Source organism: Leifsonia sp. Soil_N53 (assembly GCF_057655165.1).
In genome coordinates this window covers 49,714-64,509 of the sequence record NZ_JBDGMM010000060.1, presented here as the reverse complement: position 1 = coordinate 64,509, position 14,796 = coordinate 49,714, and the positions used below count along the sequence as shown (strand labels likewise).

Genomic DNA, 14,796 nt, shown 5'->3' with positions numbered 1-14,796 from the left:
CCGCGGCCGCCTCAGGCGGTCGCGGCGAGAGCGAGCGTCGCGAGGACGACGGTGACGGGCGCCACGAGCAGCCCGAGCAGCATGTAGCGGCCCCAGCGGATCCGGACGTCGAACGACGACAGCCGCTGATGCCAGAGCAGCGTCGCCAGCGACGCCCACGGGGTGATCAGCGGCCCGGCGTTGACACCGATCAGCAAGGCAGCCAGCCGCACCGGGCTGCCCGCGGCCGGCTCGAGCGCCAGGTAGGCCGGGAGGTTGTCGATGGCGTTGGCGCCGACCATCCCGGTCACCGAGAGCCGGAGGAGCGCCAGCGGCGACTCCCCCGAGCCCGACACGCGCGCCAGCAGCGTCCCGAGCCCGTTCGCGTGCAGAGCCTCGATGAACAGGAACAGCCCGGAGGCCAGCAGCACGAGCTGCCAGGGCAGCAGCCCGAACCGCAGCACGGAGCGCCGCCGTACCGCGAAGACCGCCAGCAGCACGACCGCCGCAGCGGAGGCCGGCATCCAGACGGGGATGCCCGACACCAGCAGCGGCATCAGCGCGACCACCACGGCAGCGGCGATCCAGAACAGGACGGGGTCCTCGATCCCGTCCTCCTCGCCGGTCACGTAGCGGACCAGCAGGCGCTTCCGGGAGATGACGAAGACGACGATGAGCGGGACGACGATCGCCACGAGCGCCGGAGCCCACATCAGCGCGGCGAACGCGAACGGAGTCGGCTCCCCCATCGCGTGCTGGGCCAGCAGGTTGGTGAGGTTGGAGACGGGGAGCAGCAGCGAGCCCGTGTTGGCGATCCAGACGGTGGTCAGCGCGAACGGCAGCGGATCGAGCCCCGCGTGCCGGGCCAGCACGATCACCACCGGCGTGAGCAGCACGGCGGTCGTGTCCAGCGACAGGAAGATCGTGCTCAGCACCGCGACGGCAGCCACGAGCAGCCAGAGCAGCCAGGCCCGGCCGCGCCCCCAGCGCGCCGTCTGCTGGGCGACCACGGTGAACACACCCGCCTCCGCGGCCAGCTCCGTCACCACGGTCACGGCGACGACGAAGAGCAGGATCGGCCAGACGCGGTCCCAGAGGGCCAGCGTCTCCGCCGGGGGGAGCAGGCCGGTGAGCACGGCCACGGCCCCGAGTGCGAGGAGCACCGCGCCGACGATCGCCGTCCGCATCCCGCTCCTCTCCGTGGCACCTACGATCCAGGGCCCAAGGAAGCGTACGCTACCGAACGAGCGAAAGGACGCGGATGCGCAAGTTCATCTTCAACGGAGCGATCATCAGCGCGGTCATCGGACTCTGGACGACCATCCAGTCGACCAGGCAGGGCCCGCGGGACTGGCGGGTGCCGCTGATGTGGATCAGCGCAGCGCTGAGCATCGTCATCGCCGTCGGCACGGTCCTGGAGGAGTCCAAGGAGGCCGAGGAGCGCGAATCCGGCCGCTGACCGGATGATTTCCGCCTCTCGCACGGCGTGTCCGCGCGTCTTGCGGTGCATACGCCCCGAGACTGGTACTCGACGGAGAACCTGGAAGGGGTTGGGCGATGTTTGGTCGTAGGCGGCATGCCGCCGCCGAAGTACAGGCGGCTCCGATCCCCCAGCTCACGGACGCTCAGATCCTCGAGGTGGTGCACACCAAGATCGCCGAGCTGATCGGCGAACGCGGAGAGTGGACCGTCTCGCGCCGCTCGCGCGACGACACCGACGCCATCTTCCACTCCATCCTCGCCCAGTCCGTCTCCGTCGGGATCACGGCCGCCCTCGTGGAGGCGCGTCGCCGTCTCGAGGCCGGCGAGACCGCCGTCGAGGTCGCGGCCGAGCCGCAGCACCGCGCTCCCGCCGAGCCGGTCGCCATCGAGGCGGCCGCCCCGGTCGCCGAGGCGCAGGAGCACGTGGAGCAGGAGCACGAGGAGCCCGCCGCATTCGGCTGGGAGCCCGCGCCGATCACCGTCTGGACCGACCTCCGCAAGCCCGTCACCGGCGAACTACCCGCGATCCCCGAACGCTCCGCGGCCTAACTCGCCCGCGAGGCGGCGCACAGTCGCCCTCGATCGCGCGAGACGGCGGAGAATCGGCCGTGTCGGCGGTCAGCCGATGTGCTTCCAGGAGGCGGGGCCGTCGGAGCCCGCTCGGTACGTTTGGAGGGGGACTTCGTCCTTCTTCCAGGCGGCCAGGACGGGGGCCACGATCCGCCACATCTCCACGGCGGTGTCGCCGCGCACCGACAGCGACGGGTCGCCGTCGAGGATGCCCTCCAGCACTTCCCCGTAGGCCAGCAGCAGCCCGGGACCGAAGTCGGCGGTGAGCGCCACCCGCTCGATCTCGTGCGGGTCGTCCGGACCGTTGATGTTGAGCTCCAGCGACATCGCGTCCGGCCCCAGCATGATGCGCAGCATCGTGGGCTCGCGGTGCCCGCGCAGGCCGCGCGGGATGTGCCTCGCCGGCTTGAACGTGACGAGGATCTCGCGGCGGCGGGTGCCGAGTGCCTTCCCCGAGCGCAGCGTGAACGGGACGCCGGCCCAGCGCCAGCTGTCGACCTGCAGCCTGACCTCGGTGAGGGTCTCGGTGTCGTTCGCCGGGTCCACCCCCGGCTCGCTCGTGTACGCCGGCAGCTTCCGCCCGTCGATGCTGCCCGCGGTGTACCTGGCCCGTCGGCTCGATCCGACCGGGTCGTCGTCCCACACCCGCGTGGCCCGCAGCACGGTCGCCTTCGCGTCCCGCAGGTCGGTGGCGTCCAGCGCGCTCGGCGGCTCCATCGCGAACACCGCCATCACCTGGAGCAGGTGGCTCTGGATCATGTCCATCAGCGCGCCGGCGTGGTCGTAGTAGCGGGCGCGGTCCTCCAGGCCGAGCGTCTCGTCGTACACGATGTCGACGCTCTGGATGTGGTCGCCGTTCCAGACCGGCTCCATGATGCTGTTGGCGAAGCGCAGGCCGATGAGATTGAGCACGGTCGAGTTGCCGAGGAAGTGGTCGACGCGGTGGATCCGGTCCTCCGGCACGAGGCCCGCCAGCCGCTTGTTGAGCGTGATCGCGGTGCGCTTGTCGGTGCCGAACGGCTTCTCCAGCGCCAGCGTCAGCCCGGCCGGCAGGGTCAGCTTGCCGAGCGCCTCGCACGCCTTCGCCGTGACCGCGGGCGGCAGCGCGAAGTACAGCGCAGGCGCGCCCTCGCACGCGTCGAAGATCGTCCGCAGGTCGTCGGGCTTCGTCACGTCGGCCGGGAGGTACACCGTGCGCTTCAGGAGGTCGTCGACCGCTGGGCCGCTGGCCTTCACCGTCTTGAACGACGCCCTCACGACCGACCGCCAGTGCGCGTCCGACCAGTCCTCCGCCCCAGATCCGACCAGGTGGAAGCGCCGTTCCGGGTGATGCGTGAGCAACTGACCGATGGCAGGGAGGAGGAGTCTGGACGACAGATCGCCACTCGCTCCGAGAATCACCAGAGTGCCCACGGACTGCGTCATGCGCTTCACAGTACGGCCATACTGGGGATATGTCGCTCCCCATCGAGGATTACGCCCTGATCAGTGATTGCTTCACCGGGGCCCTCGTCGGACGGGACGGCAGCATCGACTGGCTGTGCCTCCCGAGGTACGACTCGCAGTCCACCTTCGGCGCCCTCCTCGGCACCGAAGACCACGGCCGCTGGCTGCTCGCGCCGTCGGAGCCCGACGCGACGAGCACGCGCGAGTACGAGCGGGACACCATGATCCTGGTGACCCGCTGGCGCACCGCGACCGGCGAGGTCGAGGTGACGGACGCGATGCCGATGGGCGACCACCGCGCCGACGTGGTTCGGCGGGTCCGCGGGGTCAGCGGCCACGTCGAGCTGCGCGAGGAGCTGCGCATCCGGTTCGGCTACGCCACCGCCATCCCGTGGGTGCGCAAGATGACCGACGAGAAGCCGGCCGCGCTCGTCGCGGTCGCCGGCCCGGACGGGCTCGTGTTCCGCGGGTCGGCGCTGCATGCGACGGACCACGCGCACGAGGGCAGGTTCACCGTCCACGCCGGCCAGACCGTCGACCTCTCGATGACCTGGTTCCCGTCGCACCGCGCGGCGCCGGCAGCCCTCGACGTCGAGACCTCCTTGAAGAACACCCGGGAGTGGTGGACGAAGTGGGCGGAGAGCTGCGACCACGACGGGCCGTACCGCGACGAGGTCGTGCGCTCGCTGCTCATCCTGCGTGCCCTGACCCACCTGGAGACGGGTGGCATCGTCGCAGCGGCGACGACCTCCCTCCCCGAGCAGTTCGGGGGCGAGCGCAATTGGGACTACCGCTACGTGTGGCTGCGCGACGCGTCGTTGACGATCGCCGTGCTGCTCGCCCACGGCTACGACGACTCGGTCGACCACTGGCGCGACTGGCTGCTGCGCGCGATCGCCGGAGATCCGGGCGACGTCCAGATCATGTACGGCCTCGCCGGCGAGCGTGACCTCGCCGAGCGCGAGCTCGACAGCCTCCCGGGATACCAGGGCGCGCATCCGGTGCGCATCGGCAACGACGCCTCAACCCAGTTCCAGGCCGACGTCATCGGCGAGGTCATGCTGGCGCTCGACCACGGACGCGCAGCGGGCGTGCAGGAGACCCGGTTCTCCTGGGCGCTGCAGCGCGCCCTGATGGGGTACCTGGAGCAGAACTGGCGCAAGCCCGACCACGGCATCTGGGAGATCCGCGGGGAGCCGCAGACGTTCACGCACTCCCGCGGCCTGGTCTGGGCGGCCTTCGACTGCGCCATCCGCGGCGTCGAGCAGTTCGGGCTCGACGGCCCGGTCGAACGCTGGCGGCACCTAAGGGACGAAATCCGTGCCGACATCGAGGCGAACGGCTACGACGAACGACGCGGCGCCTACGTGCAGTACTTCGGGAGCACGGAGGTGGACGCCTCTCTGCTGCTGCTCGCGCAGGTCGGCTACTGCGCCTTCGACGACCCCCGGATGCTCGGCACGGTGAAGGCGATCGAGGAGGACCTGCTGCGCGACGGCCTCGCCCTGCGCTACCGCACCGAGAAGGGCGTCGACGGCCTGCCGCCCGGCGAGCACCCGTTCCTGGCGTGCTCGTTCTGGCTCGTCGAGCAGTACGCCCGCTCGCACCGCGTCGACGACGCGACCCGGCTGATGGACCGGCTCGTCTCGCTGGCGAACGACGTCGGGATGCTGTCCGAGGAGTACGACGTCGAGGGCCGGTCGCAGGTGGGCAACACGCCGCAGGCGCTCACCCACCTGGCCCTGGTGCGGGCCGCCGACGCGATCGCGGAGGTGCAGAGGGCGTGACGCCGGCAGTGACGGAGCCCGCCACGACGGAGGAGGTCGACCTCGGCGAGCGGCTGGAGCTCGGCTCCCCCTGGGTCACCATCGTGTGGAACGACCCGGTGAACCTGATGTCGTACGTGAGCTACGTGTTCCAGAGCTACTTCGGGTTCTCGAAGGCGGAGGCCCACCGGCTCATGCTGCTCGTGCACAACGAGGGCCGCGCGGTGGTCGCGACAGGCACCCGCGAGGAGATGGAGCGGCACGTGGAGGCCATGCATGGCTACGGACTGTGGGCCACCCTGACGAAGGCGGACGCGTGAGGCCGTTCCGCGCCGACCGCCACGGCGGCGTCCGTGCGCGGTTCGAGGCGGCCGAGGCTGAGGTGCTGCGACGGTTCGCCGCGGACGCAGCCGGGCGCGCGGAGCAGGCCGGCGCCGGGGCGCCGGACGGACGCGCCGCCGACCCCGCGCTCGCGCGGCTGCTCCCCGACGCCTATCCCGACGACCCGGAGGCTTCGGCCGAGTTCCGCCGCTTCACGGCCGAACGGCTGGCGGAGCAGAAGGCGGACAACGCCCGCGTCGTGATCGCGTCCCTGAGCGGCCCAGCGGGTGAAGTCCCGGATGACGCACGCGCCGTCGACGTGCGCCTCGACGCCGAGCAGGCGCAGGCCTGGCTGCGCGCGCTCACCGACATCCGGCTCGCGCTGGCCGCCGGCCTCGGCATCGAGCAGGACGGCGACGAGGGCGACGTGCACGACCTGGAGTCCGCGACCCGCCGCGCCGTCTACGACTGGCTCGCGGTCGTCCAGGAGTTCCTCGTGCACGCCCTCACCCGCGCCACCACCCGCTGACCGACCCACCGAGGAGGTCACACCGGGAAGCGCACCGCCGCCGCGACCGCGCCGCCGCCGGGGACGTCCTCGGCGCGCAGGGCGTAGACCTTCGCCTTGGAGGCCAGCGAGCGGCGGATGATCTCGTCCACAACGCCGTAGTTGCCCGCGGTGTCGTCGTCCGCGTACGCGATCTTGCCGGTCTCGTCGTCCAGCGAGCCCGGCACCCGCCGGTCGATGTCGAACACGAGCGTCTCCACCGCGCCGTAGGTCGCCGCACGCGCGATGTCGCTCAGGTCGACCAGCGCGGTGCCTCCCGCGATGCGGGTGGAGAAGTCCTCCTTGAGCGCGTCGATCTTGCCGACGTAGAGCCGGTCGAGCACGCTGCGCGCCGCGGTCGCGAGCTCCTCCTCGGTCTTCTCCTCCGGGTTGCCGGCGATCACGTCGTCCACCAGTCGCGGATAGTCCGTCGCGCCGCGGAAGATCCCGGTGAGCGGTTCGGCCGCCGCGAGGATCAGCGGCTCGGTCGAGCTCGCGAGCAGCGGGTGCAGCGCACGCTCGATCGCCTGCACGTACTCCAGCATCCGCACCTTCTGGCCTTCGGAGCCCTGGATGCGGCCGTCCGGCGCGCGACCGCTCACGGAGGTCAGCCCGACCGCCGCCGCGACGTCCTTCGGCATCCCTTCCACCTCGACCAGCGCGGGCGGGAGCTCGGGGTCGATGCGGATCAGCCGGACGGAGTTCTGCGCGAGCGCGAGGATGAGCGCCGACTGCGGGAAGGTCACGGCGCGCAGCAGCGGCTTGATGTAGAAGCGGTCGGCGACCTCGCACGCGGAGGTCAGCCGGTTCGGGAGGCGGAAGGTCTCGGCGATCTCCCCGTCGAGGAAGACCGCCAGGGAGCGGGACTGGTAGCGCCAGAAGTCGCGGTCTTCGAGGATGCCCTCGCCTTCGGCCCGCACGGCGGCGATCCGGGTGCGGGCGACGCCCATGGCCTCCAGTGATTTCACGGCGAGGGCCAGGTGGTTCTTGAGGTCGATCCGCGCTTTGTCCGCTTCCGGCGGAGTCGTCCCGGTCGGCAGGTAGATGCTGACGCAGCCGGGTTCGCGCAGCGCCGCGATCCTCTCGATGTCGGCCTTGGTCGGAATGTCCTTGTACTCCACGTTTCCTCCTCGGTCGTTGACCCGGCCGGACGTCGGCGGCCGGTCGCCCCAGTCTCGTCGCGGGTGCAACCGGGCACAAGCCCCCGACGACAGACCCGTCCCCCGACCTGGTTGACAGATCGGGAAAGCGCGGCTACCGTCCTTTAAACCGGTTTAGACGACACGCCGACACACGTGCCCAAGCCGACCTCGAGCACAGACAGGAATCGCAATGAAGCGCAATCGACTCCTCGCAGCCGCCACGGGCGCCGCCCTCGCCGCAGCCGCGCTCACCCCCGCGTTCGCCACCGCCGGCGCCGCCACAGCCTCCCCCACCTCCACTGCTCCCGCGGCCCCGGCCGCCCCCACTCTGACGAACCTCGCCCACCTGGACTTCCTCCTGGACGACGTGCCGTTGCTTCCCGGGGTCGCGGGACACTCGACCTACCGGCAGAGCGCGGAGCCCACCGCTCGCGCGCCGTGGGTCTACGCGAACCGCAACGCCGACGGCAGCTTCCAGCGCGTCGGCGGCGGCCCGATCACGGACGCCGCCAAGGGCTGGTACGCGCAGGGCTCGTTCGACGCCGACGACATCTCGCGCGCGGCCGTGGTCTACCTCCGGGACTGGAAGCAGAACGGCACGGCCTCCAGCCGGGCCTCGGCCTACGAGCTGCTCCGCGAGCTCACCTACCTGCAGGTCGACTCCGGCCCGAACGCCGGCAACGTGGTGCTCTGGCAGCAGCACGACGGCACGCTGAACCCGTCGGCCATCCCGACCGACCAGCCCGACCCGAGCGACTCCGCCGAGTCGTTCTGGCTGGCGCGCACGGTCTGGGCGCTCGGCGAGGGCTACGCGGGCTTCCAGCGGTCCGACCCGGCCTTCGCCTCGTTCCTCCAGCAGCGCATGTCGCTCGCGCTCCGCTCGCTGGAGCGGCAGTCGCTCGCGAAGTACGGCAGCACCGAGACCGCCAACGGCGTCACCGTGCCCGGCTGGCTCATCGTCGACAGCGCCAGCCCGACCGCGGAGGCCGTGCTCGGCCTGAGCGCTTACACCGCCGCGGCGCCCGGCGACAGCCAGGCCCGCACCGACCTCCAGCGCTACGCGAAGGGGATCGCCGGGCTCTCCTCCGGCGGCACCGCCCAGTGGCCGTTCGGCGCGCTGCTCCCCGAGGCCAACTCCCCCACCTTCTGGCACGCCTGGGGCGGGATGCAGCCCGCCGCCCTCACCGCGGCCGCGCGACAGCTCCACGACGGCGGCCTGCAGAACGCCGCGAACAGCGACCTCGCGAGCTTCACCCCGCAGCTGCTCGCCAGCGGCGGCCCCGACAACGGCTGGACGCCCACCCCCGCCGACCAGTCGCAGATCGCCTACGGCGTGGACTCCCGAGTGGAGGGCCTGGTCGCGGCGTCCGACGCCACCGGCTCCACCGGCCTCGCCACCCTGGCCGGGGCTCAGGCCGCCTGGTATTTCGGCGCCAACCCGGCCGGCGTGCCGGTCTACGACCCGGCGACCGGCGTCTGCGTGGACGGCATCGGCGGGGACGGCAGCGTCAACCGCAACTGCGGAGCCGAGTCGACCATCCACATCGAGCTGAGCATGCTCGCGCTGGACGCCCACCCGGTGATCAAGCGCGCCGCCCTGGCGCTGACGCACACCGCGGCGACCGACGGCCTCCAGGTCGTGGAGGCGGAGAAGGGCGCGCTCACCGGACCGGCGACAGTCGTCACCCCGCCCTCCGCCTGGACGGGCTCCGCCAACTGGTCGGGAGGCGCCTACGTCTCCGCGTCGACCGGCGCGACCGTGACGCTGACCCTCCCGGCCGGACACCCCGCCGCGCGGATCCTGCCGATCGAGGACCTCGGCCCCGACGGCACGCCGACCAGCGGCTCGGGAACGACCGCGTGGACCGCGACCACGGGCCAGCGCACCGTTCAGCTCGGCAGCAGCCGGAACGTGCGCCCCGGCGCGCAGGGCATCGCGCCCACTCCGGTGTTCCTGCTGCCGCAGACCCTCCCGGTCACCGCCCCCGCCGACGCCGGCACCGTCACCGCGCGGGTGAACGGCCGGGCCCGCCTCGACGCCGTGCTCGTGCAGCCGGTGATCTCGCACCTGGGCCTGACCGGCAGCAGCCGCCTCGACGTCTACGTCAACGCCACCTCCTCGACCGTGCCGCAGCACCTCAGCGACTCGGGACGGGTGCTCGCGACGCGCTACGACGCCACCGGACGCCAGGTGGGCGCGCCGATCCCGCTGAACGGGAACGGCACCGTCACGGTCGTCGCCGGCGGCTTCACCACGGTGGTGCCGCGATGACGCCGACGGATGTCACGATCAACGACGTCGCGCGGGCGGCGGGCGTGAGCAAGGGGCTGGTCTCCCTCGCCCTCAACGGCAAGCCCGGCGTGGCGGTGGAGACCCGCGACCGCATCCTCTCGGCCGCCCGGGAGCTCGGCTTCACGCCGAACCCGAGCGCCCGCGGTCTCACCACCCGGCGCGCCTACGCCCTCGGCCTGATCCTGCGCAGAGCGGCGCGCACCATCGAGGTGGACCCGTTCTTCGCGGCGTTCATCGCCGGCGTGGAGACCGTGCTCGCCGAGCGCGGCCAGGTGCTGGTGCTGACGGTCGTGCCCGACCACGAGGCCGAGGCGCGCGCCTACGAGCGGCTCGCCGTGGACAAGCGCGTGGACGGCTTCCTGCTCACCGACCTCCTGGCCGACGACCACCGCATCGGCCTCGTGCAGCGGTTCGGCTCGCAGGCCGTCTCGCTGGGCGAGCCTATCGGCGGGAGCCCGTTCCCGGTCATCACCCGCGACTACGACGCGGGCATCGACGAGCTCGTCGCCCATCTGGTCGGGCTCGGGCACACCCGCATCGCGCACGTGTCCGGCGACGAGCGGATGCTGCACGGCCTCCGCCGACGCGAGCGCTTCGAGCAGGCGATCCGGGCGGCCGGCCTCAGCCCGATCATCGTCCCCACCGACTTCTCGCCCGAACAGGGCGCGGAGGCCACCAAGGCGCTCCTCGACTCCGCGGAGCCGCCGACAGCCATCGTCTACGGCAACGACCCGATGGCGATCGCGGGGATGGGAGTCGCCCACGAGCGACGGCTCCGCCTCCCCCACGACTTGTCCATCACAGGGCTCGACGGCTCCCAGATCGGGACCTACATCTATCCGAGCCTGACGACCCTGGACAACGACCCGGCCGGCTGGGGCATCGCCGCCGCCACCGCACTGCTGCGGCTGGTGGAAGACGGCGAGCCTGCCGATGTCGCCCTGCCCCCCGCCCGACTGGTGGTGCGCGCCTCGACGGCCGCGCCATCGCGTCACTGAAATCACGAGAAAGAGCATTGATCATGCGTAAAAGCATCACCGGCTTCCGCAGACTCGCGGTCGCCGTCATCAGCGCCGGCGTCGTCGCCGGCACCCTGGCCGCGTGCGGCGCCAGCGGCGGAGGCGGACAGACCGACGCCATGAAGGCGCACGGCCCGATCACCATCTGGTACTCGAACAACGCCCAGGAGGTGCAGTGGGGCAAGGCCATGGTGTCCTCCTGGAACTCCGCGCACCCGAACGAGAAGATCAAGGCCCAGGAGGTCCCGGCCGGCAAGAGCACCGAGGAGGTCATCGGCGCCGCCATCACCGCGGGCACCACGCCGTGCCTGGTGTTCAACAACCTCCCGGCCGCGACCGGTCAGTGGGAGAAGCAGGGCGGCCTGGTCGACCTGTCGAAGTTCTCCGACGGCAACTCCTACATCGAGGGGCGCAGCGGCGCGGCGGCCGACCAGTACAAGTCCCCGAACGGCGACTACTTCCAGATGCCGTGGAAGCAGAACCCGGTGATGATCTTCTACAACAAGGCCATCTTCCAGAAGGCCGGGATCGACCCGAACAACCCGGACCTGTCGACCTATGACAAGTTCCTGGCCGCCGCCCAGAAGATCAAGTCGTCCGGCGCCGCGCCGTACGCGATCTACCCGGCCCCGACCAGCGAGTTCTTCCAGCCGAACTTCGACTACCTGCCCCTGCTGGCCGCCCAGACCGGCGGCAAGACGTTCATCGAGAACGGCAAGTCCACCATCACCAGCCAGGACTCGCTCGACGTGGCCAACTTCTGGAAGACCATCTACTCCGACGGCCTCGCCGGCAAGGAGCAGTACCAGGGCGACGCCTTCGCTGACGGCAAGGCGGCCATGGCCATCGTCGGCCCGTGGGCGATCGCGTACTACGGCGACAAGGTGCAGTGGGGCTCGGTGCCCGTCCCGACCAAGGACGGCAAGGCCGCCGACCAGACGTACACCTTCCCCGACGCCAAGAACATCGGCATGTACACGTCCTGCAAGAACCAGGGCACGGCCTGGGACGTCATCAAGTTCGCGACCTCCAAGGCCCAGGACGGCAAGCTGCTCGACGTCTCCGGCCAGATGCCGATCCGCTCCAACGTCGCGAGCGTGTACTCGAGCTACTTCGACTCGCACCCGGCCTACAAGCAGTTCGGCGACCAGAGCGAGCGCACCGCGGACGACCCGACCGGCGTGAACACGATCGGCCAGCTGCAGGCTCTGCGCGACGCCTACTCCAAGGCGGTGATCAACGGCTCCGGCACGGTCGAGGACGCCTTCAAGGCCGCATCGCAGAAGATCGATCAGCTCCAGAGCCAGAAGTAGCCATGAGCACGATCTCCGCACCCCCGGCGGCGGGCACCACGCCCGCCGCCGGGCCGGCCCGGCGGCGCCGGCCGCTGCTGCGGCGCATCCTCGGCACCAACCCGCTCGGCTGGCTGTTCGCCGCGCCGTACCTGGTCTTCGTCCTGGTGATCTTCGCGTACCCGCTGGTGTACGCGATCTACATCTCGTTCTTCGACTACTTCTTCGCGGCCCCCGGGGCACAGGTCAGCCAGCCCTTCGTCGGGTTCCAGAACTACGTGCAGGCCTTCACCGACCCGGCCGTGCTGCAGTCGTTCGCCAATGTCGGGATCTTCCTGATCATCAACGTGCCGCTCACCGTGGTGCTGTCGCTGGTGCTGGCGAGCGGGCTCAACAGCATCACCCGGTTCCGCACCTTCCTGCGCGTGAGCTACTACGTGCCGTACGTCACGGCGAGCGTCGCGATCATCGGCGTCTGGCTGTTCCTGTTCAACAGCACGGGACTCGTGAACCAGATCCTCGGCCCGCTCGCGCCGAACCCGTCGTGGTTCGTGAACCCGGTGCTCGCCATGCCGACCATCGCCATCTACGTGACCTGGAAGCAGCTCGGCCTCTACATCCTGCTGTACCTCGCCGCGCTGCAGGGCGTGCCGCGCGAGCTGTACGAGTCGGCCGCCACCGACGGCGCCGGGCGGATCCGCCAGTTCCTCTCCGTCACCGTCCCCGGCGTGCGCCCGGCCACCGTGCTCGTGCTGCTGCTCGCCACCATCACCGGGGCCAACCTGTTCACCGAGCCGTACCTCCTCACCGGAGGCGGCGGACCGGACGGGCACTCCACCTCGCCGGTGCTCCTCATCTACCAGCAGGGCATCCAGCAGGGTCACCCGGGCTACGCCTCAGCCATCGGCGTCGTCCTCGTGATCCTGGTGCTGATCATCGGCTGGCTGCAGAACCGATTCGCCGGAGGACGCGACTGATGACCACTCTCAAGACCGCACCGCGCAAGCGCCGCCGCGACATGGGCGCGGCCACCCGGCTCAGCCGGCCGCAGGCGATCCTGCAGGGCATTGTGCTGACGCTCGGCGCCATCGCCTTCCTGTTCCCCTTTTACTACATGCTGATCGGGTCGCTGCAGGCGGCGCCCGACACGACTGTGGCGGGCGCGTTCCCGAACCCGGCCAACCTCACGCTGCACAACTACGCGGCGATCGACTCCCGGATCAACCTCTGGACAGGACTCGTCAACTCGGGCATCTTCACCGGCGGCGTGCTGCTGTTCACCGTCGTGTTCGGGGTGCTCGCCGGCTACGCGCTGTCGATCCTGCAGTGGCGCGGGCGCGGGGTGACCTTCGGGCTGGCGCTGCTGGTGCAGACCATCCCGTTCCAGCTCCTGATGATCCCGCTCTACGTGCTCATCGCGCGCAACTACGGCCTGGCCGACAGCTATCTGGGGATGATCCTGCCGTTCGCCATCAACTCGGCGGCGGTGCTCATCTTCCGGCAGTACTTCCTGCAGCTTCCGCGCGAGCTGTTCGACGCCGCCCGCGTGGACGGCGCCGGAGAGTTCACGCTGCTGTGGCGGGTCGCCCTGCCCCTGGTGCGCCCGGCGCTCGTGACCGTTCTGCTGCTGACCTTCATCGGCCCCTGGAACGAGTTCCTCTGGCCGTTCCTGATCACGAAGGAGGCGAGCCTGCAGCCGCTGGCCGTCTCGCTGGCCAACTACATCAGCACGGTCGCGGCCTCCACCTCCAACCCGTACGGCGCGATCCTCGCCGGCGCGGTGGTGCTGGCCGGACCCGTCGTGGTGCTGTTCATCGTGTTCCAGCGCTACTTCACCTCCACCGACATCGGCTCGTCCGTCAAGGGCTGAGCCGCCCGCCCGCAACACACGCAAGGAGAATCGTGGACGCCGCCTACACCGACGCCCTCCGCCGCAACTACGAGGAGGCGCTGAGGCACTCCAACGCCCTCACCGACCACATCTCGACCGATCAGTTCTCGGCGGAGTACGTCGACCCGCCGGACTGGGCGATCGGGCCCTTCCAGCGGGACCCCGCGCTCACCTTCCGGCTCGACGGCCAGTGGGACGACCCCACCGGCGTCGGCTGGACCTCCAGCGCGATCTTCAACCCCACGCTGATCGAGCGCGACGGCGAGCTGCACCTCTTCTACCGCGCCTCGCCGCGGATGGAGTCGACGGCGAGCCGCATCGGGCACGCCGTGCGCCGCGACGGGGTCTGGCACGACGACCCGGCCAACCCGGTCGTGTACCCGACGCTCGACAACGAGACGCTGGGCTGCGAGGACCCCAAGGTCTACGAGGCGGACGGCCGCTACGTGCTGTTCTACAACGCGATCCGCCGCACCGACGAGGGCGAGACCGCGGTCGACATCATGGGGATGGTCTCCGACGACCTGGTGTCGTGGGAGAAGATCGGCCTCGTCGTGCCGCTGGAGGTCTCGCTGGGCTGGGCGAAGGGCGCGGTCGTCCCGCGCGACGAGTGCGGCCGCGCCGTGCGGATCGGCGGCGAGTACCTGATGTACCTCTCCGAGGGCTGCGGCGGCCGCCCGACGATCGGCCACTCCGACGACCTGGTCTCCTGGACCTTCACCGAGCAGCCCTATCTCGACCTGTCGCCGCTGCCCGGCAGCCTGTTCGAGGTCGCCTGCGCCGTGGTGCGCGGCGACGACCTCGTGCTGGACTTCTTCTACGCCGACGAGAACGGCGACTTCGCCGCCGCCCAGGCGCACTACACCGTCGACGCCCCGTTCACCCAGCTCGGCCTCCACCGCGGCGGCTCGCTCGCCTGGGGCGGCCTGCAGAAGCTCGACGGCCGCTGGTCGTTCGCGCAAGGCTGGGACGCTCCCCGCGGCGAACGCGAACTCTACATCTACAAGGAGGTCACGAAGTGACTGCCCCCTTCCCGTACACACTCTCG

Annotated in this window: 14 protein-coding genes; 11 read left to right on the top strand and 3 right to left on the bottom strand. The window is 70.8% G+C overall.

Going from position 1 to position 14,796, the window contains the following annotated elements:
* Positions 1 to 11: 11 nt before the first annotated feature.
* The gene (locus tag AC3A3H_RS10645) at positions 12 to 1,166 is read right to left on the bottom strand and encodes an SLC13 family permease (protein ID WP_487614532.1); all 1,155 of its coding nucleotides are present in this window, start codon (positions 1,164 to 1,166) and stop codon (positions 12 to 14) included.
* Positions 1,167 to 1,240: 74 nt separating this feature from the next.
* Between AC3A3H_RS10645 and AC3A3H_RS10640 the strand changes: the two genes are divergently transcribed.
* Both AC3A3H_RS10640 and AC3A3H_RS10635 read left to right on the top strand, forming a co-directional pair.
* A complete protein-coding gene (locus tag AC3A3H_RS10640) occupies positions 1,241 to 1,438 on the top strand; it encodes a hypothetical protein (protein WP_487614531.1) in 198 nt (65 codons plus the stop codon).
* A gap of 98 nt (positions 1,439 to 1,536) precedes the next feature.
* The gene (locus tag AC3A3H_RS10635; RefSeq protein ID WP_487614530.1) at positions 1,537 to 2,010 is read left to right on the top strand and encodes a hypothetical protein; all 474 of its coding nucleotides are present in this window, start codon (positions 1,537 to 1,539) and stop codon (positions 2,008 to 2,010) included.
* Positions 2,011 to 2,079: 69 nt separating this feature from the next.
* Here AC3A3H_RS10635 and AC3A3H_RS10630 read toward each other — a convergent pair whose 3' ends face one another.
* A complete protein-coding gene (locus tag AC3A3H_RS10630; protein ID WP_487614529.1) occupies positions 2,080 to 3,456 on the bottom strand; it encodes a glucose-6-phosphate dehydrogenase in 1,377 nt (458 codons plus the stop codon).
* A 29-nt stretch (positions 3,457 to 3,485) separates the two neighbouring features.
* On the opposite strand from AC3A3H_RS10630, the gene AC3A3H_RS10625 reads away from it, so the two are divergent.
* The 3 genes from AC3A3H_RS10625 to AC3A3H_RS10615 are packed head-to-tail and all read left to right on the top strand — an operon-like array spanning position 3,486 to position 6,093.
* Complete coding sequence (locus tag AC3A3H_RS10625; protein ID WP_487614528.1) at positions 3,486 to 5,264, top strand: glycoside hydrolase family 15 protein; 1,779 nt, start codon at positions 3,486 to 3,488, stop codon at positions 5,262 to 5,264.
* Positions 5,261 to 5,563, top strand: coding sequence for an ATP-dependent Clp protease adapter ClpS (clpS, locus tag AC3A3H_RS10620; protein WP_487614527.1), 303 nt, complete (start codon positions 5,261 to 5,263; stop codon positions 5,561 to 5,563). Before AC3A3H_RS10625 ends, clpS begins: the two co-directional genes overlap by 4 nt.
* Positions 5,560 to 6,093 carry a DUF2017 family protein gene (locus tag AC3A3H_RS10615; protein WP_487614526.1) on the top strand — a complete coding sequence of 178 codons (534 nt, stop codon included), beginning with the start codon at positions 5,560 to 5,562 and terminating at the stop codon, positions 6,091 to 6,093. Before clpS ends, AC3A3H_RS10615 begins: the two co-directional genes overlap by 4 nt.
* A 17-nt stretch (positions 6,094 to 6,110) precedes the next feature.
* On the opposite strand, the gene AC3A3H_RS10610 is transcribed toward AC3A3H_RS10615, so the two are convergent.
* Complete coding sequence (locus AC3A3H_RS10610) at positions 6,111 to 7,232, bottom strand: baeRF8 domain-containing protein (protein ID WP_487614525.1); 1,122 nt, start codon at positions 7,230 to 7,232, stop codon at positions 6,111 to 6,113.
* Between the two features lie 211 nt (positions 7,233 to 7,443).
* Here AC3A3H_RS10610 and AC3A3H_RS10605 point away from each other — a divergent pair, with 211 nt between their 5' ends.
* From AC3A3H_RS10605 to AC3A3H_RS10580, 6 genes are read left to right on the top strand one after another with little or no spacing between them, the layout of a single operon-like run.
* Positions 7,444 to 9,525 carry a hypothetical protein gene (locus AC3A3H_RS10605; protein WP_487614524.1) on the top strand — a complete coding sequence of 694 codons (2,082 nt, stop codon included), beginning with the start codon at positions 7,444 to 7,446 and terminating at the stop codon, positions 9,523 to 9,525.
* A complete protein-coding gene (locus AC3A3H_RS10600; RefSeq protein WP_487614523.1) occupies positions 9,522 to 10,544 on the top strand; it encodes a LacI family DNA-binding transcriptional regulator in 1,023 nt (340 codons plus the stop codon). The genes AC3A3H_RS10605 and AC3A3H_RS10600 overlap by 4 nt, the downstream gene beginning before the upstream one ends.
* 23 nt (positions 10,545 to 10,567) lie before the next feature.
* On the top strand, positions 10,568 to 11,878 hold the full coding sequence (locus AC3A3H_RS10595) for an ABC transporter substrate-binding protein (RefSeq protein ID WP_487614522.1): 1,311 nt from the start codon (positions 10,568 to 10,570) through the stop codon (positions 11,876 to 11,878).
* A gap of 2 nt (positions 11,879 to 11,880) precedes the next feature.
* Positions 11,881 to 12,834: a carbohydrate ABC transporter permease gene (locus tag AC3A3H_RS10590; RefSeq protein ID WP_487614521.1), complete on the top strand. Its 954-nt coding sequence runs from the start codon at positions 11,881 to 11,883 to the stop codon at positions 12,832 to 12,834.
* A 41-nt stretch (positions 12,835 to 12,875) separates the two neighbouring features.
* Positions 12,876 to 13,727: a carbohydrate ABC transporter permease gene (locus AC3A3H_RS10585; RefSeq protein ID WP_487614611.1), complete on the top strand. Its 852-nt coding sequence runs from the start codon at positions 12,876 to 12,878 to the stop codon at positions 13,725 to 13,727.
* Positions 13,728 to 13,759: 32 nt separating this feature from the next.
* Entirely contained in the window at positions 13,760 to 14,770 is a 1,011-nt protein-coding gene (locus AC3A3H_RS10580) for a glycoside hydrolase family 130 protein (RefSeq protein ID WP_487614520.1), read from the top strand.
* Positions 14,771 to 14,796: the final 26 nt, after the last annotated feature.